The sequence below is a fragment of the Bacillus sp. BD59S genome (assembly GCF_007363175.1).
GTDB classification, from domain to species: domain Bacteria; phylum Bacillota; class Bacilli; order Bacillales; family Bacillaceae_G; genus Bacillus_A; species Bacillus_A pacificus.
Map to the genome: position 1 here is coordinate 137592 of NZ_CP034684.1, position 24558 is coordinate 162149.

Consider the following 24558-nt stretch of genomic DNA (forward strand, 5'->3'; position numbering starts at 1 on the left):
GCTTCTGTTTGAAGCTCTTTTCTATTTTGTCCATTGTTATAAGAAAAGTAACATAGTGCTATGTTACTTTTTGTTTGGTTCTATCTCTATCATTTGAATTTGAAAGATGTCACTGTCTTTTATACCTAGGATTCGCATTTCTTCTTTTAGTGACCGCCAGGATTCAATTTTGATTGATTTAGTAGTTCTATCCAGTAAAGTGTATTGGTGGATATAATATGATTCCTCATTTTTCTTCATTATTAAACCTCTGTTTTTATTAAATTTATTGATCTTTTGTAGATGTGTAAAAATTATATATTAAGGGGAGAGTGTGAGTCTGTAATTGACTCGGTTCGTTTATAGTAATCGTAATATCTTTTTAAGGATAAATTAGATTTGAATCCTATTAGCTGCATGATTTGTTCAGGTGTGCTGTTCTCTTGAATTCTTCTTAAAATATAAGTGTTTCGAAAATGTTGAGAAGAAATTCCCTTTCGGAGATTAGCACGTTTCACTTCTAAACGAATCATTTTTTGTATTGATATTTCAGTTAGAAACTTTGGTGCATCATTATCATAACTCCAATGATAAGTCCCACGTGTAAAATCAAAAGCAATAAATAGTGGGTCATTGCTGTGATATTTAGGGCGTACAGGTTCAGGAATAGTTTTATAGTAATTGTATAAGTGTAATTTATCTTCTTCCTTCAAATGAATGGTTCTTTTTACTTTTGAGTCTTCAGGAATCGATAAAGTGTTATTTTCAAAATGAACATGTACCATTTGCAAAGAAACAAGTTCTTTTAAGGATAATCCATAGTCCAGGAGTAATGTAACGATAGAAACGTTTCTTTCTAATATCATTGGGCGAGTTGATAGTTGTTTTTCTGTAAGTCCTTCTAGAGAAGAAATGACTTCTTTTAAGCGCCTTTCCTCCTGGAATGAAACAAAATCTTCTTTACGTAATGCCCGATCAGGTGGATCTATTTGAATAACTCCTTCAATGGGGCTTGGTAAATCTAAGTATTCGTACAACCTATTTAATACAATATATATACGGTGTACAGTTTTGTCAGAGTACTGCCGATCTTCTTTTAAGTATTTGAAAAAGGCTTCAAAATCTTTTTTATGAAGACATTCAAAAGTATTACTTTCACTGAATTTTTTTGAATGGTGCAGCCATTGAATGAAACTTTCTACATCATATATATATCGCTTAATTGTTGAGGGCTTCCTTCCCTTACTTAATAAATAAGAAGAGAAGCCTTGTATTATATCCTGGTTTCTTTGCATGAATATTATCCCCTCTATTATTTTTTAAATTGCCCCTCGTATTCCTTAACAACTTTATAAAAGTGAGTTTTTTTCATATTACACATCTGCATAGCTTGTACCGCTGTAATATTACAAGCTTTCCACAAACGGTATGCTTCATAAAATTCTTCTGGAATCTCCTTTGGTTTTCTCCCTAATGGTCTACCTTCTTTTTTTGCCAGTTCAATTCCTTGCCTTTGGCGTACTTTGTTTTTTGTTCGCTCTTCTTCTGCAAGCCAGGACAATATTTGTAGTACTAAATCAGTAATTAAATTCCCAAGACTATCTTTATATTTCGTTGTATCTAGCAATGGCATATCCAATACGATAATATGCGCCTTAATATCTTGCGTGATTTCTTTCCATTCTTTTAAAATTGCTTCTTTATTTCTTCCAAACCTATCTAATGAATGAATATATAAAATGTCGCCTTCTCTCAACATCCTTTTTACTAATTGATACTGATCTCTGTTATAATCTTTACCACTTTTTTTATCTATAAAAATATCACGTTCACTTTCAACATGTTTTTTAATATCTTCAATTTGTCTTCCCTCATTTTGGTCTTTGGTACTTACACGAACATAACCAAATTTCTTAATACTCATTATATTCTTACTCCTATCACTCTCTTTTTCATTAATTATATCATTTTACGTTCGTTAATTCCTATTAGAAAAAAGAACGTTCATTATTATAGGATGTAGGCTTTTATGAACGTTGTTTTTGTATGTATTAATACTGTACTTTAAAGTGTACCTTTTAGGAATGTTAAATTTTATATTTTTATGAACTTAATACCATATTATTGCGTTCATTCCTTTTTTAGGGGGGAGATTGATAGGCATAGGGTGATATTAAATATGTATAGGTGATAGTAGTTTATAGGGGTGATAATAGCTTGTAGGGGTGATAGTAGCTTGTAAGGGTGATAATAGTTTGTATAGGTGATAATGAATGTGCTCATGTGATAGTGGAGTAACATTAGATAGTAATCTATTACATTGAAAGATTAACGATCTTTACGATGTAATAGAAAGGGTTTTTAGGATGAATAAAAAATTCAAACAACAGAAGAGTAAGAAGAATACTAAAAATGTAAAAAAAACAAAAAAGACTTCTAAACTGGAGGTTTTGATTCAATGGGGGATGTTAGTGAAATTAGTAATTGAGATTATTAATATGTTTTTTTGAATTAGTGTAAGAGTCCTAATATAAGCAAAAAGAATGCAGATTAAAAGCTGCATTCTTTTTATTTAATATTAATTAATTTTTATTTACATTTATTGTATTATAATTGATTGATAAGATTCTAGTAATTTTACCATACCAGAATGATTCCTATAGCCATCTATAGAACTAACTAACACACCTAATATGCTGTTGAATTTCTCTACACTATTATCAAAGAGTTCTAGTACCTGCCAATTCACATCCTCTTGCGCTCCTGATTTTAAGAAATGTGAAATATATGATTTATCATCTTTGTAGACAAAAATACCACTGTAATAATAACTAGATCCAATGTATCGATGTTTTAAAGCCAATAGAAACTCAAGAATATCATAATGCTCAATCAATTCTTGTTCATCAAATGTAAGTTTACTATCGGCAAAGATTTTACACATGTAAGGTAGTATAATCATTTCTTGTAACGGCATATTGTAATTCGTTTTTGGGTATAATTCTTTAAAATATGTATGTATTTCACCGCTAGTTCCGGTGAATTCTAGGAAGTTCTGTTGAGGGTATGTGTTAATCTTAACTCTTACCTCTGTTAAAACTTTGTTTAATAGTTTGTATTTTTTCTTCATAATTGCAGATATACCGATGCTATATAGCCCGATTATTGTTGGTAATTTTGAGCCGTAACGATAAAATCTTGTCCCGGTTATGTTTGTTGCAGTAGTGAGTCTTTCTAAGGTCTCGCAAATAAGTGACTCATGAGTTTCTTTGTTTGAATAATAAGTAAGGATCGTTAACATTGTAGTTAATGTACTTGCTTTTTCTTTTATGGTTTCTATATGTTCTTGTGTGTCTTTGGAAGTTATTTCTTCGGGTATCCTGTATGATTTTATAAATTGAACTAAATTTTGAGTTTCTTCTGTTATCATCTCACGTAATTCAATTTCTAAATCATTTGTAATATACTTTTTTAATTTGTTTATCTTAACTTGAATGTTTTCTTGATTAGTTTTTTTAAGTTTAGAGATGCTTTCCACATTTTCAGCAAGTGAACTAAAAAAGCTGTCTGCTCCATTACTGTCTATTATTTTAATTCCATCCCTAATCTTTAGTATTTCTTCTGCTGGTTCACTTAATTTTTCATTAAAAGCATGCCAATACCAAGAATAGCGGCGTCCTTTTACAGAATTTATAGTGTTTCTTAATGCGATATCCCATTCCGCAGACCAACCAGATGTAATGATTCCATATTCGTCAAATACTCGTATTAATAAATTTGATAAGTCTTTATGGTAGACTTCTAATTCATGGGTAACATTTTTGAATCTCATGTCTTTATAGTCACCATGAACTTTTATAATTGTGCAGTTTGCATGAACTATTGGTTTTATACCATTTATATTAGACACATCGTGTAAAGTTTGAAAATCAACATTCAGCTCTTCTAGGGCTTGTTCCATTAATCGATCAAAGTTTGTAGTTACTATTACTTTGATGTATCCGCTTTTAACTAACTTCGCTATTGCTCTGTGTGCTTTTGTTGGTTTTTTTATATGTTCTTCATCTTCTTGTTTTGGTTCAAGGAATTCTGTTAATAAACCTAGTCTATCAGCAGGAGTTTTAGCTAGTCCTTCAATTACTTTGTCGTATGAGGGTTCTTGTCCATAATGCTCTTGATACCACTGTGTTGGATTATTATGGTCTTCGTTTTCTAATACCATTATTCTTCTGCATAATTCTTCAACGATTTCCCAGCCAGTAGGGATATTAGCGGCACGTGATATTCCAGATCCTAATAACAAAGCATATACACCTTTATTTGCTTCCATAGAAAAAGATAGTGACATTAAGTGGTTATCCATGTGTTTCTCCTTTGATTATATATTCTATAAATAATCGTACCATATTTTAACTTATTCTGGTTGAATGTTACTTATAGGTAACTTATAATTTTACTTGATGTTACTTGTAAGTAATGAGATGAGGTGATAGTTATGTTGTTTATGCTAGATGAAGTCATGACACCAAGAGAAGCATGCGATCGTTGGGGGATAACACAAGATGCGTTGAGAATGAAAATAAAGAGATATAAAAAGGAAGGGATGATGAATAAACTAATTGAAGATGGAAAAATAAAATACTATAAACCTGAGGGGAAACAAAGGGGAGAGTGGATTTTAACGGTTGAAGCAATGAATCTACTTTTCCCTAAAAATATAATAGAAGAAAAACAAAAAAGCCATTTCCTTTAGAGAATTGGCTTTTTTAAATGAATTATTTGACGTCTATTATATTTTGGAATTGCAGTTTCATCTTGTTATAAAAAGCATCGGTACATATGACAGCGCTGTTTTGCTGATCAATACCAATAACAGTCATATAGCTAGAGAGTATATAACCATCTTCGTAATATGTAATCAGTATTTCTTCTTCAGCTAATAAGGAGCATAATAACATGTTCTCAATTAGTTCTTTTTCTTCTGCGGTTAAGATCGGCCGAGTTACTTTATTTTTCTCCTTGATGATTTCACGAATACCAGCAAACTGTTCAGGCATTGCTGCGAACGGAGACCATTTGACCATACCTCTTCCTTTCGGCATATTAGCGTTATTCATGATCTGTGTCCTCCTATTAGTGTGTTTCTATGTCTAGCTGTAGCGCTATGCGTGTAGGAAATCCCTCGTAATATACTGTTCCTCCCAAACTTTGTTCGTATTTCATCCATTACTTTTGTTAACTTCACTTCTTGTTCTCGTTTCGTGACATTATCAAAAAGAGAAATCTGTTCTTCCCCTTCTTGAATTAGGTTTGTTAAGGATATGTTTATGCTGCGAATGGGTTCGCCAGTATATTGTTGATGTAAAAAGTATGTACAGATATGATAAATATCCATTGTTAAATTTGTCGGGCGGTTTAAAGTATGTGTTTTTCTAATGCCACCGGTATAACTCTTGCTATAACCGACAGAAAAATGAACGGTTTGGGCAAGTTTATTTTGTCTTCTAAGCCGATAACAAACCTCTTCTATATGTTCCAATAGAATAATTGGAAATTCTTCTATTGTGTAGTCACGCATTAAAATTTGGCTTTTCCCAACAGAAGTTGTGGCAGGAACATATTTTTCTGAAATGCGACTAAAGTCGATTCCGTGGCTATGTAAGTGTAATTCTTCTCCAATCTTGCCAAAGCTCTGTTTTAAGTATTTAAGGGGATAATTGGCTAAATCTCCAATAGAGTATATTCCCTTTCTATTTAACTTTTCTTCTGTTTTATATGATATACCCCAAAATTTATTAAGGGGTCGTATGCTCCATAGTTTGGTAGGTATATCCTCGTACTGCCAAAAAGCAATTCCATCTTTGTTCTTCTTAGCTTCAATGTCTAGGGCAACCTTACTCATGATTGGGTTAGGAGCAATTCCGATGGTACATTCAATTCGTGTATGATCGTATATTTCACGCTTAAATTTCATTGCGAATTCATGAGGATCTTGGGCAAATAAATGAATACTGTCCGTAATATCCATGAAGAATTCATCAATGGAATATTGGTGGAAATCCTCAATAGGAACGTATTGCAAAGCTAATTTTGTTATGTAATTGGAGCATTTAATGTAAGTGCTCATAATTGGATTTACAACAAGAATATCTTTTCTGCGAGGAATTTCGTATAATCTTGCCATCTTCTTTACACCTAATGCTTTTAATGGTGGGGTTGCAGCTAGAACGATTGAACCATTTCTATTCACATCACCTACTACAGCCAATTTTGTATGCATAGGATCTAATCCCATTTTGATGCAACTAACAGAAGCGTAAAAACTTCGTAGATCTACACATAAGATGATTCTATTCGGTAGGATTGAATAGTCATACACTGTGATTCCTCCTTAAGTAAAGAACGTCTGTTCTTATTATACACGAACTTACGTTCCTTTATGAAGAGGTATTGATTATTAAATTGTATTTTTTCTGCCTTGTTGTGGAAAAAAAGCTTTTATTTAGTAAGGGTAATGTATTCTGAGAAAATCTGAATTGAATTATTTAATATAGTGTTTGTATATAATTGAATTAATATATAGTGTTAAAATTATAAAAAAGATATAAAATAATATTTAAGCTAGAATTTTTTGGGAAAAGGGAGGAAGATTACATGTCAACACCTAATATTGAGATTGAATTAAATGATTATCCTGATGCTAAATCACTTAAAATACAATTTGGTATTAATATAGACAAAGGGCCAGATGTATATATACTTCACCAGAGAAAGGCACATCCTTCTGAAAAAGGTGTATATGTTATTTTTAAAGCTGATATAACAGATTTTAGTCAAGTTGGGAATGGGTGTTTATATGTTGGTCAAGGTAATTTAAAAGAACGATTATCTTCTCATAAAAATAGTCAACGATTTGGTAAGAAAGAGGATGGATTTATTGTAGTCTTTTATCAGATAGAGAATGATATAGACCGTAAGTTAGTTGAACGTATATTAATTAAACACCATAAACCCGCCTATAACAAAGAAGGAGTATCAAATACAGATAGATTAAGGAAAGAGTCTGATTTCACCCGGAATTTAAGTGAGACTATTCAGAATGTTAAGGAAATTTTTACTGGACTGAGAGATTTCGATGGAGATTTATACGAGAAGAAATATGATTTTACTGCTGTTGTAGTGACTCACTTGCAAGATGGTTATTCTTTAGAGGATATAGATATTGAAATAGCAAAAAATCAAAGTGGAGAGAATGGAATAGAGAAACTGTCTGAGTTTTTATATAAATAGAGTGGTTATTATCCTGTTAAGTAAAGGGTTCATTTTGAAAAAACAAATGAACTCTTTTTTTATTGCATGGGTGATTAGATTTTGTGACTTAAAAAAAGACTCTTCCGTTTCGAAAAGTCCTTGTTACTTGGTATATTATTTTAAATAGTAACACGCCACCTTATTTTACATGCCTGGAAAAATACTTGGAAAAATTCTTCGTTATATAAAGGTAAGTCCGATAGATCTACTTTATATCCATTAAATAATGACTGTCCAGCCTTGACGAGTGGTAGTGTTGTGCCAGTAAGTGCACCAGGATTTACTCCCTTAACATCCTCGTCAGGAGAGATTAATTCACCTAATGGGGAGTATTCTATCTTACACAATGTCCAATCAAAACACTTATGTATATCAGGATGTGCAGTTATATAGAATGCTGTTTCATATTCAGGATCATCACCAGGTTCAATTCCCCTTGCATCTAGTAATCTAATGTAATTCCGTTCATGTTCTTCATTTACAAAATACATTATTCTATCCCCTTTGTTATAAGAATCTTTTTCATTATTTTCAATGAAACGTGGATTTGTCTATATTAATATTTTCGGTATCCTTAACAATTATCCTTTTTAAAGATTTTGAATGGGTTATAGCGCTATGAATATCTATAAAACCGACAAATCATTACAAAGACCGTGCGAGCTTCGTCGATGGATTTTAAAAGGGATTATTCCTTCAATATGGAATTCCCCTTATAGGAGGTGGCGTAGCGCTATGTCAGAAGCGGAGATAGTATATACCAGCAGTGAGGTTTATAGTCGTTTAGGAGTAAGCGGCAGCACACTTAGAAAGTATTCGGATGTTCTTGAGCGTGAAGGTTATGATGTAAGAAAGAATAGTAGAGGGAGAAGAGAATATACAGAGTTTGATGTTGTACTTATTGAACAGTTAGTAGAATTGAGTAAGCAAGATGGCATGACTTTAGAAAAAGCTGCGAAAATGATTGCAAAGCAGTTTGGAATCGCTAATAAGAAAGAGGAATCCCAGGGTACAGATCCAGTTCCTTATCAAATGCAATATCAATTTCAACAACAATATAGCGCTATGATTGAAGAAATTAATAAGGTGCAGCAAGCAAATTTATTAGAGATGGAAAAGAGACTAGGTGATCGTATAGATCAAAAGAACAAATTAATTGAAGAGGATATAAAAGAAAGAAATAAATTAATAATGGAAGATATGAAGGATCGGAAGGAACGTGAAGAAAGAATAGAAAAGAGGTTAGAATTAAGGGACGATAACCTTATGAAGATGGTCAGAGAGATCCAAGAAGCAAAACGTACTATTGTATTAGCCCAGGAAGAAATAGCGGCAGCAAAAAAGAAAAACTGGTGGAAATTTTGGAAATGAGTACATTCATTTATGAGTGTACTCATTTTTGATATGCAAAATACATCACTATATTATATTATTTAGGTTGAAGAAATCAATTTGGATGAAAATGGGGAATAAGAACCGTCTTAACTCCAATAGCAATTGCTTCTATTTTAGCTGGGCTTGTTATATTATGGTCTTTCCCTGCAACGTTCCATGTTTGTATAGGGTTAGTCGGGTCTGATATATCCATTAACGGAAAACTAGCAGTAAGAAGGTTTCCAGGTTCACTCCCATAAGCAATCTCTGCACCACCTCCAGTGAGATTCCACGCTTTAGGTACAGATACGACCTTTGAAGGATGCGATTCATCCCTCGAAAACCCACTCAAAAATAGTTTGTTGGTTAGCTTTAGGATTGGAGAATTTAATTTAAGACCAATAGCAAATATCTCTAAGGTAGCTCTTTCCTCTACTTCATGGTCTTTACAGCTTGCTTCCCAGGTGTTTGAATCTTTAGCGGTCGATTCAGTTAAAAAATTACCCGCATTATCATTTATTGGGATAGTTCGTGCACCCCCACATGTGAGAGTATAGTCTGCATCTGTTATTGTTACACTACCGCGAATATGTTGATCGGGTTGTTTTGGGACAGTGTTTTTAAACAACTTAACCTCAAATTCGTTGTCGGGATCTTTTAAACCGATGGCGAAAGCCTTAACTACATTAGCGCTTGGTGTCATACTATCCCTTGCTTTAACGATCCATTTTGTTAAATCGTCATTAGGGTACGATGCGGTAAGAAGACATCCAGGTTGGTCAGGAGTATAGATTACTTGTGCACCACCCCCGATGAGTTTAAAACCTGGATCAACACCGACTTCCACATGTGGGTGTTCAACCATGTCACTATCCAATTCAAATACTTGAACTTCAAGATCCATTTTACCAGTCCTTTTTTGTTTTTTTTACTACCTTATATAAATTACCAAATGTGCTGGATTTATATTCTGAGTTTAACAAGGATGGGATAAATTGGGATTACTTAATCGAATATCATTTCTAAGCTACAGTTGGAAATGATATTCATATTTATAATTTCACATACCTTACTAAAAATAAATTTTAGTGATTGACACAATAATCTCAAGAATGCTACGTTTTTAGTGTTAAAGTAATATGAGGTTTATTATTTAGATGCTACATATAGGAGAAAAGGTGCTGGAATACGTTTAGAGAATGAATAACTTTCTTCTAATATTCTGTAAAATCCGATATATAGATAATTTAATAAGATGAACCGTACATGTAGAGAGGAAGAAAGTAAGATGTTTAAAAAGGTTACATCGGTTGTTGCTTCTGTTTTATGTGCTAGTTTTTTACTAACAGCTTGTAGTAGTGGAGAGAAAGAAACTAAAAATACAGCAAAGGCAACTGACAAGAAAGAAACAAAACAATCCATTAATTTACCGTATATAGCGGAGATCCCAACAATGGATGTAACAAAGGCAACTGATAATGAATCAATGAATGTAATGCGGAATGTGTTTGAAGGTCTGTATATACTAGGGAAAGACAATAAATTAATACCTGGTGTGGCGAAATCTTATGATGTAAGTGAAGATAAAAAAACGTATACATTCCACTTGAGAGAATCGAAATGGTCAAACGGAACGTCAGTAACAGCTGAAGACTTTGTTTTTGCTTGGAAAAGAGCTGTGAGTCCTGATACAGCTGCAGAATACTCGTTTTTATTTTTTGACATAAAGAATGCAAAGAAAATAAATAGTAAAGAGCTACCTGTAGATCAGCTAGGAGTAAAAGCAGTAGATAATAAAACATTAGAAGTACAACTAGAACAACCTGTCCCTTACTTTATAAATTTGACAACGTTTCCAACGTTTTTACCAATAAACGAGAAGTATTTTAAATCAAAAGGGAATCAATATGGTCTAGAAGCAGATCAGTTAATTTATAATGGGGCATTTACGCTGGATAGTTGGAAGCATGAGCAAGGTTTTCAATTTAAGAAGAATAAAAGTTATTGGGATGCAAATACAGTTAAATTAGACGAAATTAACTTTGATATTATAAAAGATAAATCAACTGAAGTGAATTTGTACGAATCAGGTCAAATAGATCGTGTAGGACTAACAGGAGATTTTGTAGACAAATATAGAAACAGTCCTGACTTCAAGGAGCGTCCTGAAGTAACTATGCAGTTTTTACGTTTAAACCAAAAGAATGAAGTGTTAAAAAATAAATATGCTAGATTAGCAATCAGTAAATCGTTTGATAAAAAGGCATTTACAGAAACTGTTCTAAGCAATGGATCGCTTCCAGCGGAAGGGATTGTGCCGCTTAATTTTGCTAAAGGAACCGACGGAAAAGACTTCCGGAAAGAGAGTGGGAACTTAGCGAAATATGATGTAGATACAGCGAAGGAAGATTGGAAAAAAGCCAAGCAAGAATTAGAAAAAGAAGAAGTAACATTAGAATTGCTAACGAGTGACAATGCATTAGCAAAGAGAAATGCAGAGTATTTAAAAGGTGAACTTGAAAAGAATTTAAGTGGATTAACTGTAAATATTAAATCGCAGCCACGTAAACAACAAATTGAATTGTTATTAAGTAGCGATTATGAAATTGGTGTAGATGTTTGGGCGCCGGATATTCCTGATCCAATCACTTTCTTAGATTTATTTACAACTGATAGCACATACAATTTTGATAAGTATTCAAATAAGGAATATGATGAACTTATTCATAAAGTTAAAGGTGATTTAGCTGGAGATGAAAAGGCACGTTGGGAAGCAATGAAAAAAGCCGAAAAAATCTTGTTAGATGATGGAGCGGTTGCTCCTTTCTATCAACAAGGTAGATCATACTTACAACGTTCTTCTGTCAAAGGAATTGTTACAAATGATTTTGGTGCAGAATTTAATTATAAATGGGCTGAAATTGATAACAAATAGATTGAATACTGCTTATTATTTTTTAAGAAAAGGGCGCTCCATTGGGAGTGCCCTTTTAGTGATGTATGAAATGAAATCTCATTATATTACTAGGAATCACCGTAGTTGGATTGCATGTGTTGATTTAAAATAAAATTTAATAAAAGATCTATTTTGTTGAGTACAAGAAACGGATTTAGTAAGTAACCGAGATTCTTTATATCGTAGACACAGAATTTGATTCGGTGTAATAATTACTTTAATGAGGGGGGATGAAGAGGATATTATTGAAAATCAATATAAATTAACTATGGAACAAGTTGAACTAGATATATCTAAGGTCTCTTTACTTAATGGGACTTTTTATCAGGAAATATACTATAACTTAGGTGAGGAAGTTGAGAATGGATGCTAAAACTTTTTGGAAAAACTTCAGTTTAGGGAAGGAATTGAATGTTGCTGGGTGTTTCATATTTAATGGTTTAAAAGCTTTTGATTCCCTGGAAAATTTCAAGCAAGAGGATGAAATTTTCGAGTTCCTTTATAATACTTCTGTAGGTATAGAAAGGTTATTAAAAGTAGTAGTTATATTAATTGAACATAATGATACTCTTAATCAAGAGGAGTTTGAAAAAAATTTAATAACACATAATCATTTAGAACTTTTAAGAAGAATTTCGAAGAAACACAATTGTGGCCTTAGTAATCTGCATAATGAATTCCTTGGACTTCTAAGTAATTTTTACAGAACGATGAGGTATGATAGGTACAATTTGAATAGTATTGAATGTCATGATAAGGAGAGAGTAAGTCTAGTTACTTTTCTTGAAAAACATTTGAAAACCAAGATTGATTATAAGAATATGTTTGTAACATCTAATGAATGGAAATTCAAGAAATTCATTGGAAAAGTTGTAGGGAAGATTAGCGAAGCATTATACGATCTTGTAGAGAGTGAAGCTAGCGCGCAAAATATCTATACATATGAATTACCATACGAGTCTAAGGCAAGCATAATATTCCTAGATAAGAAATACAATTTTTTTGATGATGACATTGTTTGGAAGGAGTTAATAATATATCTAATAAATACTAATGATCGTTCTGATATGTTGGATTTGATTAGGCAAATAAAACCTCTTAATTTTGAACCAGAGTTAGTGAACGAATATCTTAATGTTTTTAAATCTGATTTAGAGAAACACAGATATATTGATGAGGTTGATGAGTATTATCAAGATATTAATGATAAGAAGGAACGTATTGAGATTCTAAATTTGTTAAGCAATCCTAATGTGTCTTTTAATTATGATGAAGTTGATATCGAAGAAGAAGTTGAAGATGATTATCCAGGTGAGGAAAATTAAGATGCAGTCAGTGAGAATTAATGAAGTGAGATGGTAGTACTGTTCAAAGATGGAATTGACAGCGGATAATACTACTTGCATATTTAAAACAATACCGCAATCGGGCGCTGTGATGGAAGAAGGATCATAGAAATAATTAAAATTCATACAAAAACTACAGCACGAACATAAATTATCACTTTAGCCTTTATATTCGTCCTTAACATCGATTATAATTATTTATACAATTCATTACAGCCAGTAGGGAACAGGAGATGGAGTACATGGAAGAATATAATGCAATAGTAGAAAAGTTTAAAGAACTTGAAAGTGCAGAGCGAAGCTTGGTTCAAATTTCCCGAGATTATGGTTTTACTGAAGAGAAAGTGGATAAAGACGATAATGACGTTATCGCCGGAAACAGATATGAATTATTTAAAGCATCTAAGCAGGTAGGGAAGCATAAATTAGTTATTAAGGTTGAAACCAGGGATAAATATAGTTCCTTTGGGAATGATGATGAACCTTACTTTAATACTATAGAGCTTTGGGAAGGCGTAAAGCTCGTTGAGAGCAAAGGATACACATACTTCAAATAAATAATATAAAAAAGCTGTGATGTATAATTCACAGCTTTTTTAAGTGGTAAATTATACTCTTTTACACAATTAGTATAAAAGGGTATAATGAAGTGGGTATATTGCGCTGAAGAATACTTGTGTACTCTTTAGTTCAAGTTATAGATGGATTGTAAGGGTAGGATCTTACAATCCATTTTTTTATATCTTCCTACAAGCCTTCTTATGTAATCAGATGCAATTTGCATTAAACAAATTCTTAGGTCTTGATTTAAGTAGTTGTAAAGTAGCAGCTGTCTTCTAATGTATTCCTGATCTTCTTTTGTGAAATTTTTAATCATATCTATAATAGTATCGTGTTCAAAAAAGAAATATCTTTCATTTGCTTCAATAACAAAAACATCATTTTCTATAGGGTGATTTTCAAAAAATAAATCAAAGAAAGAGAGCGACTTTTGATTGTCTTTTACACTGTTCATATTTAGATTCCCCTTTTACTTTAATTTCACTTAATATTAGGTGATAAAATTTCAATAATCATTGGAACTTTAGGGTTATTTATGTAGTAATACACCTCTAAACCTCTTCTGTCGTATCCTAATATCTTTCCTTTCATTTTAGATAGATGCTGTGAAACTGTTGCTTGCGGCATTTGTAGAATATCAACAAGTTCTGAAACATTTAATATGTTGTGCTTCATAAGAATGGTTATGATTTGAATACGGGCTGGATGGGATAGTGTTTTTAACATATCAATATTTTCTTCAGTTATTTCAGTTTTAGTGTAGTTCATTTTGAAATTCTCCTTTTATATGTGTGTTTTGATTTGTCCATAAACTTTTATAGTTATTGCATACTTCTAAAGCCCAATTCACATCCTTTTCGTGTTTTGTACCTTTAGCCATTATTCGTAGGGTTTCATTGATCCATTCTTGGCAGTCTTGATAGTTTTGAGATACCTGGGCATTAATAGTGGCTTCTAGAATTTGTTTTTTCTTTGGTATTGTCATTCGTATTCTCCTTTTTCAAGAGCTATGGCGCTATATAGTCATGGAATACACCCACTTATTTACTTTAAGTTGATAAGTATCCAATGAATCGTCTATTCGATAATAACGTGTCTCGTTATATGGTGAAGTGATGGCGAAGTACATATATCTATGACCGTTACGAACGAATTCAATTTTTTCACCTCCTCCAATTGAATAAGCTTCAGATAATAACTGTTTACATCTAAGAATGGTCTTTAATTCTTCATTAAGATTCATATTGATCCTCCAGGAGTTAGATATATTAGATTAGAAAGGCATAAGATATTAAGGAAATAACCATGATAGTTCCAACGATAGTAGTGAATAGTGCCAGGAAGCTAATAACAACATAATATAAGAAGTAAGCACCAAATAAGAGCGCTATTAATAGTCCTATTATGAGAGCTAATGTTCCGAGTGTATGTAGAGAAATCACATTAAAAAATACTAAAGCTATGACAACTAATCCTATAATACCGAGGGTTCGCATGGTATCGCTCCTTTCGTTTTGTGTAAATGTGTACATTTACACATTTACACATTTACACAAATTTCAGTCCAAAAAAATATAATGACTAATCACTAACACGATGATATAGAGGGTTTATATGACTCTATATGTTTTATGTAGTTATAACATGTGTAAATGTGTAAAAGACCACATGTACACATTTACACATGTTATTGTTATTTCTTTTGCTGTTTCTTAGCTTCTTTAAGAGCAGCTTTACGTTTAATGTTTTCAAGTTGTGCATGGAATAACCTTAGTTGTTCAGGTGACAATTTTTGCATGTATAAGTCATGCATTTCACCTAGTAGTTCATAAGTATATTGATACTCTGAAATCTCAAGTAAAGCATCAAATTCGTGTTTAGTTTCTAAAGGCATTCGAATAGTACCACGCTTATCACCATTAACTAGTGTTGCCTTAGCAGGTAAGCTAGGATTTGCAGGTATGCTAGGATCATAAGGGGTAGAGGGAGTGACATCAGCTTTATAGCCAACATCTATTTTCCCTCCTTTATTATTGCCAGGGGTCTCCCCGCCCTCCTTTTTATTGAAAAAGCCCATATCTTTACTCATTTCTCAATTCCTCCATTTTATCAATTCGTTCTAAAAATTCATCTGCAAATGGTTCGAAGACTTCATTAAATAACTTCTTGTCCCAATATTGATCTTTATTCAAGCCAATACGTGGAATGCTTTGAATTCTTTTAGCGTATGGTATTAAATTTCTAAATAAATTGTTTTCTCCAAAGATGTCTTTCGCATCTTGTAATACTGTAGCATCAATTTTACCGGCACTATGCAATTGATTTGGTAGTATGCCAATTACATCAAGTGGAGCATTAAATTCTTCAACTAATTTTCTTAGGAATCGACTGATGTAATCATTTGCACCATCTAAACTATCACTTTGTGTTTGGAATGCTACAAGCACATAGTCGCTTGCCATTGCAGAGCTTTTTGTATAATAAGATGCTGTAGGTGGACTGTCAATAATAACAAAGTCATAATTTTGTTTTAAAGGTTCTAATAAATGTCTAAAGTAATTAATCTTATTAGCTTCTACTTGATGATAGTTAGGATCTGAAGGTTCTGTATGACCAAATCTTGATGTTAGTAACGTTTCAAAGTTTTCGAAATCACTATGAGAAGGTAGTAAATCTAAATTCTCCATTATATTTAACTGCATGTCTTCTAAACTACCATCTTGTACAGCTCTCATTAATGTTTTGTCGAAAGCAAAGTATTCATCGTTTATTCTTTTTCTTGTTAAAATCATCGTTTTTGTTGTATTTGCTTGCGGGTCCATATCGACTGTTAGTACTTTATATCCTTTTAAAGCTAGATGATAAGATAAGTGTCTTACAATAGTAGATTTACCAACGCCACCTTTACTGTTTGCTACAGTGATAGTTAACGGTCTTTTCAATTTCATATGTATCCCTCCAAAAAAACTTTTCTCTTTTTACACATTTACACATTTACACGATTTCACATGTGTAAAAACTTCTTAATCCAATTATAATACTCCACCTCAAAAATATCAATATAAATTTACACATTTACACATTTACACATTTACACAAGTTCACAAATGAAAGGAAAACGTTGATACAATAGGGTTTCCCTAGTCTCATAGGGTTATAGATTTACACATTTACACTTGTGGACATTTACACAAGTGTAAAAACGAGTTTAATATTTTTCGTCTATTTAATAGAATGAAAGTGAAAAAATAGATATTTACACATTTACACATTTACACTTGTGAAAATGTGTAAATGAAAAGGGTTTTGTTGAAATTCTTTGTTTACAAACAAAAAAACTTGTTGTAACGTTATAGACAACAAGTTTTCTCAACGCAATTCAATTTAGTTTGATAATATACATAAAAAATTCGGAAGAATTTGTAGGATATATAAGACACATAAACACAAAAACAAATAAAAAAAGAACGGCTGTCTATGAGACTGGAAATCTCAAGGACAGAGGAAGTAGATCTGCTGGAAACATTTCTACTTCTTGGTGAATACAATTTGCTGGAAACATCTTGTATTCCATTTACGTAACTGCTCACTCAGTTCGTAAACTTCCCAAACCGTTCTAATTAACTATGCTATTGAGATATGAAATATCTCCTATTAGTATAGTTAATTAGTGTAGATTTGTAAAGATAGAAACCCTTATTTAAGTGCATCTATAAGCGTATTTAGTTATGGTTTTTTCTACCTTTTTCTACAATTCGGGAAGTCTATTTATTTAGGTGAGCAGTGATATAACTGCTCACCTTTTTTTGTTGTCTTAAATCTAGTAGAAAGGAGATCCAACATGAATACAGTACAGAAAGCAATTAATCTTATACTTCATAAAGGTTTACGAAAATATAAATCTAAAAACTCAAAAGCTGCTCTAGTATCAATTACAAAACAAGAGAAATTTGAAGACAAAATGCTGAATGGTAAGAAGAATAAAAAAGGATCTATTTTTATCACTCGTAAAAAAGCTGATTTAAGTGCACCGTTTGGTACAAGAGGAGTAGTGTTAACATCTGAGGAAGCTGCACTGGATCATGTTGGACAAGCTTCTCACTGGACTCCTAATGTATATAATTTTGGTACATATAGTGAAAATGGTCTTCGTACAATCGTTGGGCATACGGAAAAGAACTTACAGCAAATTAATTGCTTCGTAATTGATATTGATTCAAAGTCATTCCCAATGACAGCAATCAATGATGTTGCGTTAAATGCTGGTTTTGGTGTGCCGACTATGATCCTTCAAACTACAAAGGGTTACCAAGTATATTATGTGTTAGATAAAGCTGTATATGTAACAAATAAAAAGAACTATATTGCTATTAAATCAGCAAAAAGAATCTCTCAAAACTTGAGAGAAATGTTTGCTGAAAGCCTACCACAAGTAGATTTAACGTGTAATCATTTTGGCTTCTTCAGAATGCCTTCGGAAGAGAATATTATTATGTTCTTTGAGGAAAATGTATATTCTTTCAAGGAGCTGCAGGATTGGAGTAAGAGACAAGATGATAACAAAGGCAAAGAATTTTTCACAATTCCAAGTGAAAACAACGTTATTGAAACTCCATTTTCTAAGAACAAACCTGTAGAGCAGCCAAAACAGGTAGAAGAAGCTTGGTTTAAGCAAATTATAAATTGTACGAATATAGCGCCACAACAAACAAAAGCAGGGCGTAATAATGCGATTTTCACTCTTTCATTAGCTTGTTTCCAAAGTGAAATATCAATTAAGGAAACACTAGATATGATGGATCAGTTTAATAGTAACCTGGAACAACCTTTGGATCATGCTGAGGTTAGAGGAATTGTCATGTCTGCATATTCAGGAAAATACCAGGCTGCACACAAAGACTACATTGATCGTCTACTTCAAACATATGGGACACCTGGACAAGTTAATTCATTTAGATCACCAGCTGCATTTTGGAGAAAACACAAAAAGCAACGTGAGGATCGAGTACGTTCTCATTGGCATGAGTGGGAAGCGGATATTATTGCGTTCCTGTCGATGAATTCGAACAACAAACCTGTGCTATACTTTACACAAAAAGAATTATGTGAAGCGATTAATATTCCTAGAAGTACCCTAAACACTGTTCTGAAAAAGAGCAATAAAATATATAAGACTGTTGAAGGGAAAGGAAAAACTGCAAAAACAGGTTTTTCAACAATTGGCATGTTAATTTCATTTGCGTTACGTGAAAAAGGACAAAAAAGAGAGAGTTATTTAAGCTATTTAAACGAGCTGTTCCCCCAAATGGGTAATATCTTACTACAAGCAAAAAACAATAGCGCTATGGCAGAAGAAACAGTACCATACAGCCTAATCGAAGGGCTACCAGCTGGTTAATTTTTAATTGTCCACTGTGCCAATACATAATTATATCTACGATACATCTTTCTGACGGTTAGCTATAGCGCTATATGATTAATACATATATTTCTAGTTCTTGTTAGGGGATGTTTTAAGTTATTTAAGTTTCTATACTCTTTATGGTATGTGAAATTATATAGACAGTTTTAGAAATCTATTCTATTGGTGGTGTATTATATGGGTAAAAATTATTCTGTAGATCGTGATAAAAAGGGACGTTTTAGACATTCTTATGTGTTCATGAGGGGGGCTGATGTAGAGATTAAGTTACTTGGCCATGAAGCTTTGTTAAAAGGGAAAGTTACAACAATTGAGGAATATTATTGTGTTTTAGATGTGAAGGGGGATGGTGATCCTTACCAGGTAACTGTTAACTTTGCAGAAGTAAAATATATAAGGCATGAAGAGTTTGTGCCAGTTGAGGAAAGATCACCTAATTATAAGCCTGAAGATAAAAAGACTTCTTTTGTGTTTGAGATAGGGGAAAAGATAGCTTGTGCATTTAAAGATGGTAAGCGTATTAAAGGATCTGTTATATCTGAGGGAGCTTATTATCTGTATATCAAAACAGATAAGGGCAATTTCTGTACGATTATGAAGAGTGCTTTATCATATATTGCACATGGTAAACATATTCCAGTATTAGAGACGAATGATTTTTATACAGAGGAAATGAAAGCAGCTGGTTATGAAAAACCAACGGAGTATGTCTTTGCTGTAGGGGATCAAATTACAGTATTTTTTGCTAATGGTAAGAGCGTGACCGGTTTAGTTCTTGATGAAAGTAAGTATTGGGTATTATTACAGTCTGAGAAGGTTCAAATTACTGTTTTAAAAGGCAGTTATTCTTATTTCAAGCATCAAATCTATGAGAATAAACCATTCTTGTACCAGGCTAATAAGCGGTTAAAAAAGGAATTGAAGAAGTAGGATTTTAATTTCTTTTTTCTTGAAATGTAACACTTTATGGGGTACCGCCACATGTCCATCAAGCTAAACAAGTAACTTACTAGATATGAAACGATTCTTGGTTCAAAACTAGTAATTGATAGAAAAGTAGGCATGCTAAAGAAGCCTATTAAAACGTGATTTTTTCGCTAGGCAACTTATCTATGCTTCACTGTCGTTTTATACACAATCCCTAGAATATCAAAGACGGTCATCTTCTTATACCTATGACATTTACGACCGTTCTTTTTGAGCAGCTGATAAAGGCGATGCAAAATTTTTAAAAGTTTTTCTGTGCCAACGGCTATCGCTTGAAACAGTAATGGAAAGTAATCTTTAATCATATAAATCGCTTTGTATTCACTCAGCTCTTGTTTTTTCTTTTCAAGCAGAAACTGACGCATTTGAAACATCGTAGAAGAACAGAGGAGAATGCCGATGAGTTGTCCATATAAATGGCACTCTAGGCGTTCTCTTTTTATATTTTGACATTCATCAATTTTAAAGAGCGACTTCCACGTTTTAAACAAAATTTCAATCTGCCAACGAAGTGAATATAATGGATGCACGTAGTTCATCGGTACTTCTTCTAGCGACGTGTTCGTGATATATACATTCATGCCCATTAAACGTTTACTTTTATCCTTCATGACAATGCCTTTCTTCTTTTCACGTATCGCTTGGTTTTTCAGACGTGTTTGCGTTTGATCATCGGTTAAACGATGGATAATAACACGTGCTGGAAGTTTCTGATTTTGACCAATGTATGCCTCGGGGATTTCCATCGTTTCACCAGGGATTAGACCAGACAGCATTTGTGTCATATCAAGCTGGATGTATTCTGTTTGCTTTTTTAACGTACCATTGTTGAAATATTCTGGTTCAGGGTTCTTGATCATCTTAATATTTTTGCTTTTATTATATAGGATAAAAAGAGAAGTTGGCATGAAAATTCCTTCATATCATGTTCTTAAACGAAAATTTTATCAAACTTAATTACAAATTATCAATCTTTTTTATAAAGATACAGAATTTTCCATCAAAAATACATGACCAATTGTTTAATTCAGTCATATTATACAACTAATTTTATCTAAAATCGTAGAGCTGTAAAAATATATAGTTAATTTTAACGTATAGACATATGATTATTATATATAATTTTTATTAATACGTTTAGCTAAAGCGTTTGAACTACTCCCACTTTCACTTCGTATATTAGGATATTTCCCGCAGTCCTTGCGGTTAAAAGTCTTATTAATTCATTCTATAAAAAGCTAATTGTCAAAAATGAATGAGTACTGAAATTTGTTTGTAAATAAGCAACTGAGATATAAATATATTTGTTGTTTACCATTTTTATTTTATTAATAATTTATAAAAGGGGTTTAAAAAACTAGAAACTTATAGTATCATTAGTTTTTGAACCGAACCGTCCGGTTTGGTATTTATATAATTATATTTTAAAAGGAGAACCTAATGCAACAAGAAAAATCAAAGATTCTAAGTAATTTCATTATGGAGGTAATAAAGTGAGCTTTATAAAAACGAATACAAAAGAACTGGTTATGCTAATAATTTATATACTGTTTGCACTACTTCAAATTGGCTTGTTCATATTATTTGGCATATCCCTTTTAACTAACAGCAACTTAGTTGAATCAGAATTTGCTCTTAGTGCCATCGGTTTGACTGTACCTGCTATTGTAGGAATCATTTTCTTTAGGAAAGAAATTATTGAAAGTTTTACTTATTTTAAAGAGAAAACAATTTTGAAAATAGTAAGCATTCCTATGGTAGTTTTACTTATGATAATTGTGGAAAATTCTATTATGCATTTTCTAAATACAGGTCAGCCAGAGAACCAAGAACAGATCCTTACAAATGGCGCAGAGATGCCTATTATATTCACATTACTTGTATTTGGGATTATAGGACCAATAATTGAAGAAATTATATTTCGTCATATATTAGTAAATCGTTTTTCGGAATATGTTGGTACTGCTATTGCATCCATCGTTTCGATTATAATTTTTACACTTCTTCACACGAACCAACTTTCGGATATTGCTATTTATTTACCTGGCACGGTGATGCTTACTGCGGCGTATCTTATTTCTAATAGATCCCTTGCATATGTTATAGCGATACATATGTTAAACAATTTTATTCCTTTTATTTAATTGCATATGTCATAGAGAGACACATGCAATTGAATATTATAAAAAATTAGGAGGGTGTCAAACATGATTGTAACAACAACGTCTGGAATTCAAGGTAAAGAAATTATTGAGTATATTGATATTGTAAATGGTGAAGCTATTATGGGGGCCAACATTGTACGCGATTTATTCGCTTCTGTTCGTGATGTTGTCGGTGGTCGTGCTGGTTCTTATGAAAGTAAGCTAAAAGAAGCTCGTGATATCGCAATGGATGAAATGAAAGAACTTGCAAAACAAAAAGGTGCGAACGCTATCGTTGGTGTTGACGTAGATTACGAAGTAGTTCGTGATGGAATGTTAATGGTTGCTGTAAGTGGTACAGCTGTACGTATATAAGTAAATAAAAAAAACGGATCCCCTCCTTAAGATTTATACTTTGAGGGGGGATCCTGGTTCTGTTGCAGATTTTAAAGACTAAAAACAGAAGTTGATAAATCATTGTACGTCGAAAACCCACAGTTTGAGTGTAAACTGTGGGTTTTTTATAGAGGCCCCATTCCATCACTATCAGGCAAAATTTTTTCAGTACCTCCAGAACGAAATTTTGTGTTAATTTGTAACAAAAAGTTCTTTTTTTCATTTTGGGGTAATTCTGAATTCTTAAGTTGATGGGCATGGGGTACCGCCAGCATTTCGGAAAAAAACCACGCTAAGCAAAAAATAAAATAAGCTGTCCATATGGACAGCTTATTTACATAATTCACGAAGTCGGAAGTAACTTATGATTTTACGTGAGGTCTCTTCTTTCTCTTCAGTAATACAGCTCCTATTATCAGGAGTATCCCAACTCCCAAAAGTCCATAGGATACAGGAGGGTCAGCCATCACAGCTGTAATAATTGAATATGGATTTGAAAGGATGTACATCATGATTTTAGTTAGTTCTTGCTTAGCTGGAAAACCAGTAAGATATAATGGTACTGCATGTTTAAACGATACAATTCAAAAATTAATTGATGAAAAGAAAGCGATACCTGTTTGCCCGGAGTTATTAGGTGGTTTTGTTACACCGAGAGAACCAGCTGAAATCTTGGGCGGAGATGGATATGATGTTTTAGAGGGCAAAGCAAAAGTAATGGAACGTTCCGGTAATGATGTGACGGAATTATATATAAATGGTGCTATGAAGACTTTAAATTTAGCACAAGAAATGCAAGCTAGCCATGTAGTTTTAAAAGAATATAGCCCTTCTTGTGGCAGTAAAGAAATTTATAGTGGTGAGTTTGTTGGAAAAAAGGTAACAGGAGTCGGCGTAACCACTGCTCTATTAGAAAGTAAGGGCATTAAAGTTATATCTGAATTAGAATTAGATAAATTAATTAATAAAATATAATATTAGAGGGCAAATTTTAACAATTCGCTTACCGAAATTATCAAACTTTATTATAAAAATAAATAGCTTGTAAAATTTCAACTCACGCATTTTAATCAAATTTTGTTCAAAATGCGTGAGATTTTTTTGTGATGAAATCAATGGTTTCGCTTAAATTTTAATCAAACTTAATTTCAAACCAACAAATTCACTTATTTTACATGGATAATATAATTTGATTAACTTCTTTTCAAACTGTATTGTTTGAGATTTTCATAAGATAGGGATTGATAAGATATTTCTGTTCCGAACTTATTTATACTTACAAAAAAATCAAGAAAATAGAGGGTAAACATTACCTAGAATATTAGGATCGTTTTCATTAGGAGGATTACAAAGCATGGCTAAAGTTGATAAGGTAAAAGAAAAAATTATTGAAACATCTTTATATTTATTTAATACTAATGGGATAACTCGCACATCCATCCAGGATATAATGACAGCTACTGAACTATCTAAAGGAGCTATTTATCGTAGATTCAAAAATAAAGAAGAAATTGTCCTTGCTGCCTACGACAAAAGTGGTGAAATTATGTGGAACCATTTTCATAAAGCGATGGAAAATAAAAAGACAGCAATCGATAAAATCCTTGCAATTTTCCTTGTATATCAAGATGCAGCTAATAATCCTCCTATTGCTGGAGGCTGTCCATTACTTAATAGCGCCATTGAAAGTACTGGAGTATTTCCAGAATTACAAAAAGCAGCAGCAAAAGGCTATGATGATACAGTAATGTTAATGGCCTCTCTCATAAAGGAAGGAATAGAGAAACAAGAACTTAAAGAAGATATAGACATTATATCGCTCGCTTCTTTTCTTGCCTCTTCAATGGAGGGAGCTATTATGGCAAGTCGAGTATCTAACGATAATATACACCATCAATATTTCATTGAACAAATAAAGCATCATCTTTACTCTTATTCTAAATAAGTGAGAACTTGCATCGCCTTCATTCAATTTTTATAAACTTAAATTCAATAAATACTCCTCATAAAAAGTATCTTCTGTTTATGAGGGGGAGATATTTTTTTAGCAGAGGTAGCTTACAGAAGAAATAGGGTTGTTTA

Annotated in this window: 25 protein-coding genes and 1 pseudogene; 12 read left to right on the forward strand and 14 right to left on the reverse strand. The window is 32.5% G+C overall.

Going from position 1 to position 24558, the window contains the following annotated elements; translation table 11 throughout:
• Positions 1-293 precede the first annotated feature (293 nt).
• The 3 genes from EKQ63_RS00820 to EKQ63_RS00830 form a co-directional block, all read right to left on the reverse strand.
• Positions 294-1274: a tyrosine-type recombinase/integrase gene (locus EKQ63_RS00820; RefSeq protein WP_143880567.1), complete on the reverse strand. Its 981-nt coding sequence runs from the start codon at positions 1272-1274 to the stop codon at positions 294-296.
• Between the two features lie 17 nt (positions 1275-1291).
• Entirely contained in the window at positions 1292-1903 is a 612-nt protein-coding gene (locus tag EKQ63_RS00825) for a recombinase family protein (protein ID WP_000023351.1), read from the reverse strand.
• A 675-nt stretch (positions 1904-2578) separates the two neighbouring features.
• Positions 2579-4342, reverse strand: coding sequence for an SIR2 family protein (locus tag EKQ63_RS00830; protein ID WP_143880568.1), 1764 nt, complete (start codon positions 4340-4342; stop codon positions 2579-2581).
• Positions 4343-4474: 132 nt separating this feature from the next.
• On the opposite strand from EKQ63_RS00830, the gene EKQ63_RS00835 reads away from it, so the two are divergent.
• On the forward strand, positions 4475-4732 hold the full coding sequence (locus EKQ63_RS00835) for a helix-turn-helix domain-containing protein (protein WP_143880569.1): 258 nt from the start codon (positions 4475-4477) through the stop codon (positions 4730-4732).
• Positions 4733-4754: 22 nt separating this feature from the next.
• On the opposite strand, the gene EKQ63_RS00840 is transcribed toward EKQ63_RS00835, so the two are convergent.
• Together EKQ63_RS00840 and EKQ63_RS00845 are read right to left on the reverse strand one after the other, a co-directional pair.
• The gene (locus EKQ63_RS00840) at positions 4755-5096 is read right to left on the reverse strand and encodes a YolD-like family protein (RefSeq protein ID WP_143880570.1); all 342 of its coding nucleotides are present in this window, start codon (positions 5094-5096) and stop codon (positions 4755-4757) included.
• Positions 5093-6358 (reverse strand): Y-family DNA polymerase, encoded by a 1266-nt coding sequence (locus tag EKQ63_RS00845; protein ID WP_143880571.1) that lies wholly within the window; start codon positions 6356-6358, stop codon positions 5093-5095. The genes EKQ63_RS00840 and EKQ63_RS00845 overlap by 4 nt, the downstream gene beginning before the upstream one ends.
• A gap of 275 nt (positions 6359-6633) precedes the next feature.
• Between EKQ63_RS00845 and EKQ63_RS00850 the strand changes: the two genes are divergently transcribed.
• Positions 6634-7269 carry a GIY-YIG nuclease family protein gene (locus EKQ63_RS00850; RefSeq protein ID WP_143880572.1) on the forward strand — a complete coding sequence of 212 codons (636 nt, stop codon included), beginning with the start codon at positions 6634-6636 and terminating at the stop codon, positions 7267-7269.
• A gap of 140 nt (positions 7270-7409) precedes the next feature.
• Here the strand turns inward: EKQ63_RS00850 and EKQ63_RS00855 are convergent, their stop codons facing one another.
• On the reverse strand, positions 7410-7781 hold the full coding sequence (locus EKQ63_RS00855; protein WP_143880573.1) for a DUF2538 family protein: 372 nt from the start codon (positions 7779-7781) through the stop codon (positions 7410-7412).
• A 244-nt stretch (positions 7782-8025) separates the two neighbouring features.
• Between EKQ63_RS00855 and EKQ63_RS00860 the strand changes: the two genes are divergently transcribed.
• Positions 8026-8661, forward strand: a complete 636-nt coding sequence (locus EKQ63_RS00860) for a DUF3967 domain-containing protein (protein ID WP_143880574.1) — start codon at positions 8026-8028, stop codon at positions 8659-8661.
• A gap of 76 nt (positions 8662-8737) precedes the next feature.
• Here EKQ63_RS00860 and EKQ63_RS00865 read toward each other — a convergent pair whose 3' ends face one another.
• Entirely contained in the window at positions 8738-9568 is an 831-nt protein-coding gene (locus EKQ63_RS00865) for a hypothetical protein (protein WP_143880575.1), read from the reverse strand.
• 384 nt (positions 9569-9952) lie between these two features.
• Between EKQ63_RS00865 and EKQ63_RS00870 the strand changes: the two genes are divergently transcribed.
• The 3 genes from EKQ63_RS00870 to EKQ63_RS00880 all read left to right on the forward strand — a co-directional run bounded on the left by EKQ63_RS00870 (position 9953) and on the right by EKQ63_RS00880 (position 13523).
• Complete coding sequence (locus EKQ63_RS00870; RefSeq protein ID WP_143880576.1) at positions 9953-11599, forward strand: peptide ABC transporter substrate-binding protein; 1647 nt, start codon at positions 9953-9955, stop codon at positions 11597-11599.
• A gap of 383 nt (positions 11600-11982) precedes the next feature.
• Positions 11983-12945, forward strand: a complete 963-nt coding sequence (locus EKQ63_RS00875; protein ID WP_223290747.1) for a hypothetical protein — start codon at positions 11983-11985, stop codon at positions 12943-12945.
• Between the two features lie 263 nt (positions 12946-13208).
• Positions 13209-13523, forward strand: coding sequence for a hypothetical protein (locus EKQ63_RS00880; protein WP_223290748.1), 315 nt, complete (start codon positions 13209-13211; stop codon positions 13521-13523).
• Between the two features lie 128 nt (positions 13524-13651).
• On the opposite strand, the gene EKQ63_RS00885 is transcribed toward EKQ63_RS00880, so the two are convergent.
• The 6 genes from EKQ63_RS00885 to EKQ63_RS00915 all read right to left on the reverse strand — a co-directional run bounded on the left by EKQ63_RS00885 (position 13652) and on the right by EKQ63_RS00915 (position 16475).
• Positions 13652-13981, reverse strand: a complete 330-nt coding sequence (locus EKQ63_RS00885; protein ID WP_001089595.1) for a hypothetical protein — start codon at positions 13979-13981, stop codon at positions 13652-13654.
• 26 nt (positions 13982-14007) lie between these two features.
• Positions 14008-14295, reverse strand: coding sequence for an ArsR/SmtB family transcription factor (locus tag EKQ63_RS00890; RefSeq protein ID WP_001109992.1), 288 nt, complete (start codon positions 14293-14295; stop codon positions 14008-14010).
• Positions 14282-14512 carry a hypothetical protein gene (locus EKQ63_RS00895; protein ID WP_000154974.1) on the reverse strand — a complete coding sequence of 77 codons (231 nt, stop codon included), beginning with the start codon at positions 14510-14512 and terminating at the stop codon, positions 14282-14284. The genes EKQ63_RS00890 and EKQ63_RS00895 overlap by 14 nt, the downstream gene beginning before the upstream one ends.
• A 283-nt stretch (positions 14513-14795) precedes the next feature.
• Complete coding sequence (locus EKQ63_RS30090) at positions 14796-15023, reverse strand: hypothetical protein (RefSeq protein WP_001259506.1); 228 nt, start codon at positions 15021-15023, stop codon at positions 14796-14798.
• A gap of 197 nt (positions 15024-15220) precedes the next feature.
• On the reverse strand, positions 15221-15616 hold the full coding sequence (locus EKQ63_RS00910) for a hypothetical protein (protein WP_143880579.1): 396 nt from the start codon (positions 15614-15616) through the stop codon (positions 15221-15223).
• Positions 15609-16475: a ParA family protein gene (locus EKQ63_RS00915; protein ID WP_000769532.1), complete on the reverse strand. Its 867-nt coding sequence runs from the start codon at positions 16473-16475 to the stop codon at positions 15609-15611. Before EKQ63_RS00915 ends, EKQ63_RS00910 begins: the two co-directional genes overlap by 8 nt.
• An 893-nt stretch (positions 16476-17368) precedes the next feature.
• Here EKQ63_RS00915 and EKQ63_RS00920 point away from each other — a divergent pair.
• Positions 17369-18925, forward strand: a complete 1557-nt coding sequence (locus EKQ63_RS00920) for a replication initiation protein RepS (RefSeq protein ID WP_143880580.1) — start codon at positions 17369-17371, stop codon at positions 18923-18925.
• A 201-nt stretch (positions 18926-19126) separates the two neighbouring features.
• Positions 19127-19879, forward strand: coding sequence for a hypothetical protein (locus tag EKQ63_RS00925; RefSeq protein WP_143880581.1), 753 nt, complete (start codon positions 19127-19129; stop codon positions 19877-19879).
• 176 nt (positions 19880-20055) lie between these two features.
• On the opposite strand, the pseudogene EKQ63_RS00930 reads toward EKQ63_RS00925, so the two are convergent.
• Positions 20056-20793, reverse strand: a pseudogene (locus EKQ63_RS00930) (transposase); the annotation flags it as partial.
• Positions 20794-21429: 636 nt separating this feature from the next.
• Here EKQ63_RS00930 and EKQ63_RS00935 point away from each other — a divergent pair.
• The 4 genes from EKQ63_RS00935 (at position 21430) to EKQ63_RS00960 (ending at position 24421) form a co-directional block, all read left to right on the forward strand.
• Positions 21430-22080: a CPBP family glutamic-type intramembrane protease gene (locus tag EKQ63_RS00935; RefSeq protein ID WP_000008261.1), complete on the forward strand. Its 651-nt coding sequence runs from the start codon at positions 21430-21432 to the stop codon at positions 22078-22080.
• 63 nt (positions 22081-22143) lie between these two features.
• Complete coding sequence (locus EKQ63_RS00940) at positions 22144-22455, forward strand: YbjQ family protein (protein ID WP_000637511.1); 312 nt, start codon at positions 22144-22146, stop codon at positions 22453-22455.
• 531 nt (positions 22456-22986) lie between these two features.
• Positions 22987-23451: a 2-thiouracil desulfurase family protein gene (locus EKQ63_RS00955; protein WP_000604767.1), complete on the forward strand. Its 465-nt coding sequence runs from the start codon at positions 22987-22989 to the stop codon at positions 23449-23451.
• Between the two features lie 379 nt (positions 23452-23830).
• Positions 23831-24421, forward strand: a complete 591-nt coding sequence (locus EKQ63_RS00960; protein WP_143880582.1) for a TetR/AcrR family transcriptional regulator — start codon at positions 23831-23833, stop codon at positions 24419-24421.
• The last annotated feature ends 137 nt before the right edge of the window (positions 24422-24558 follow it).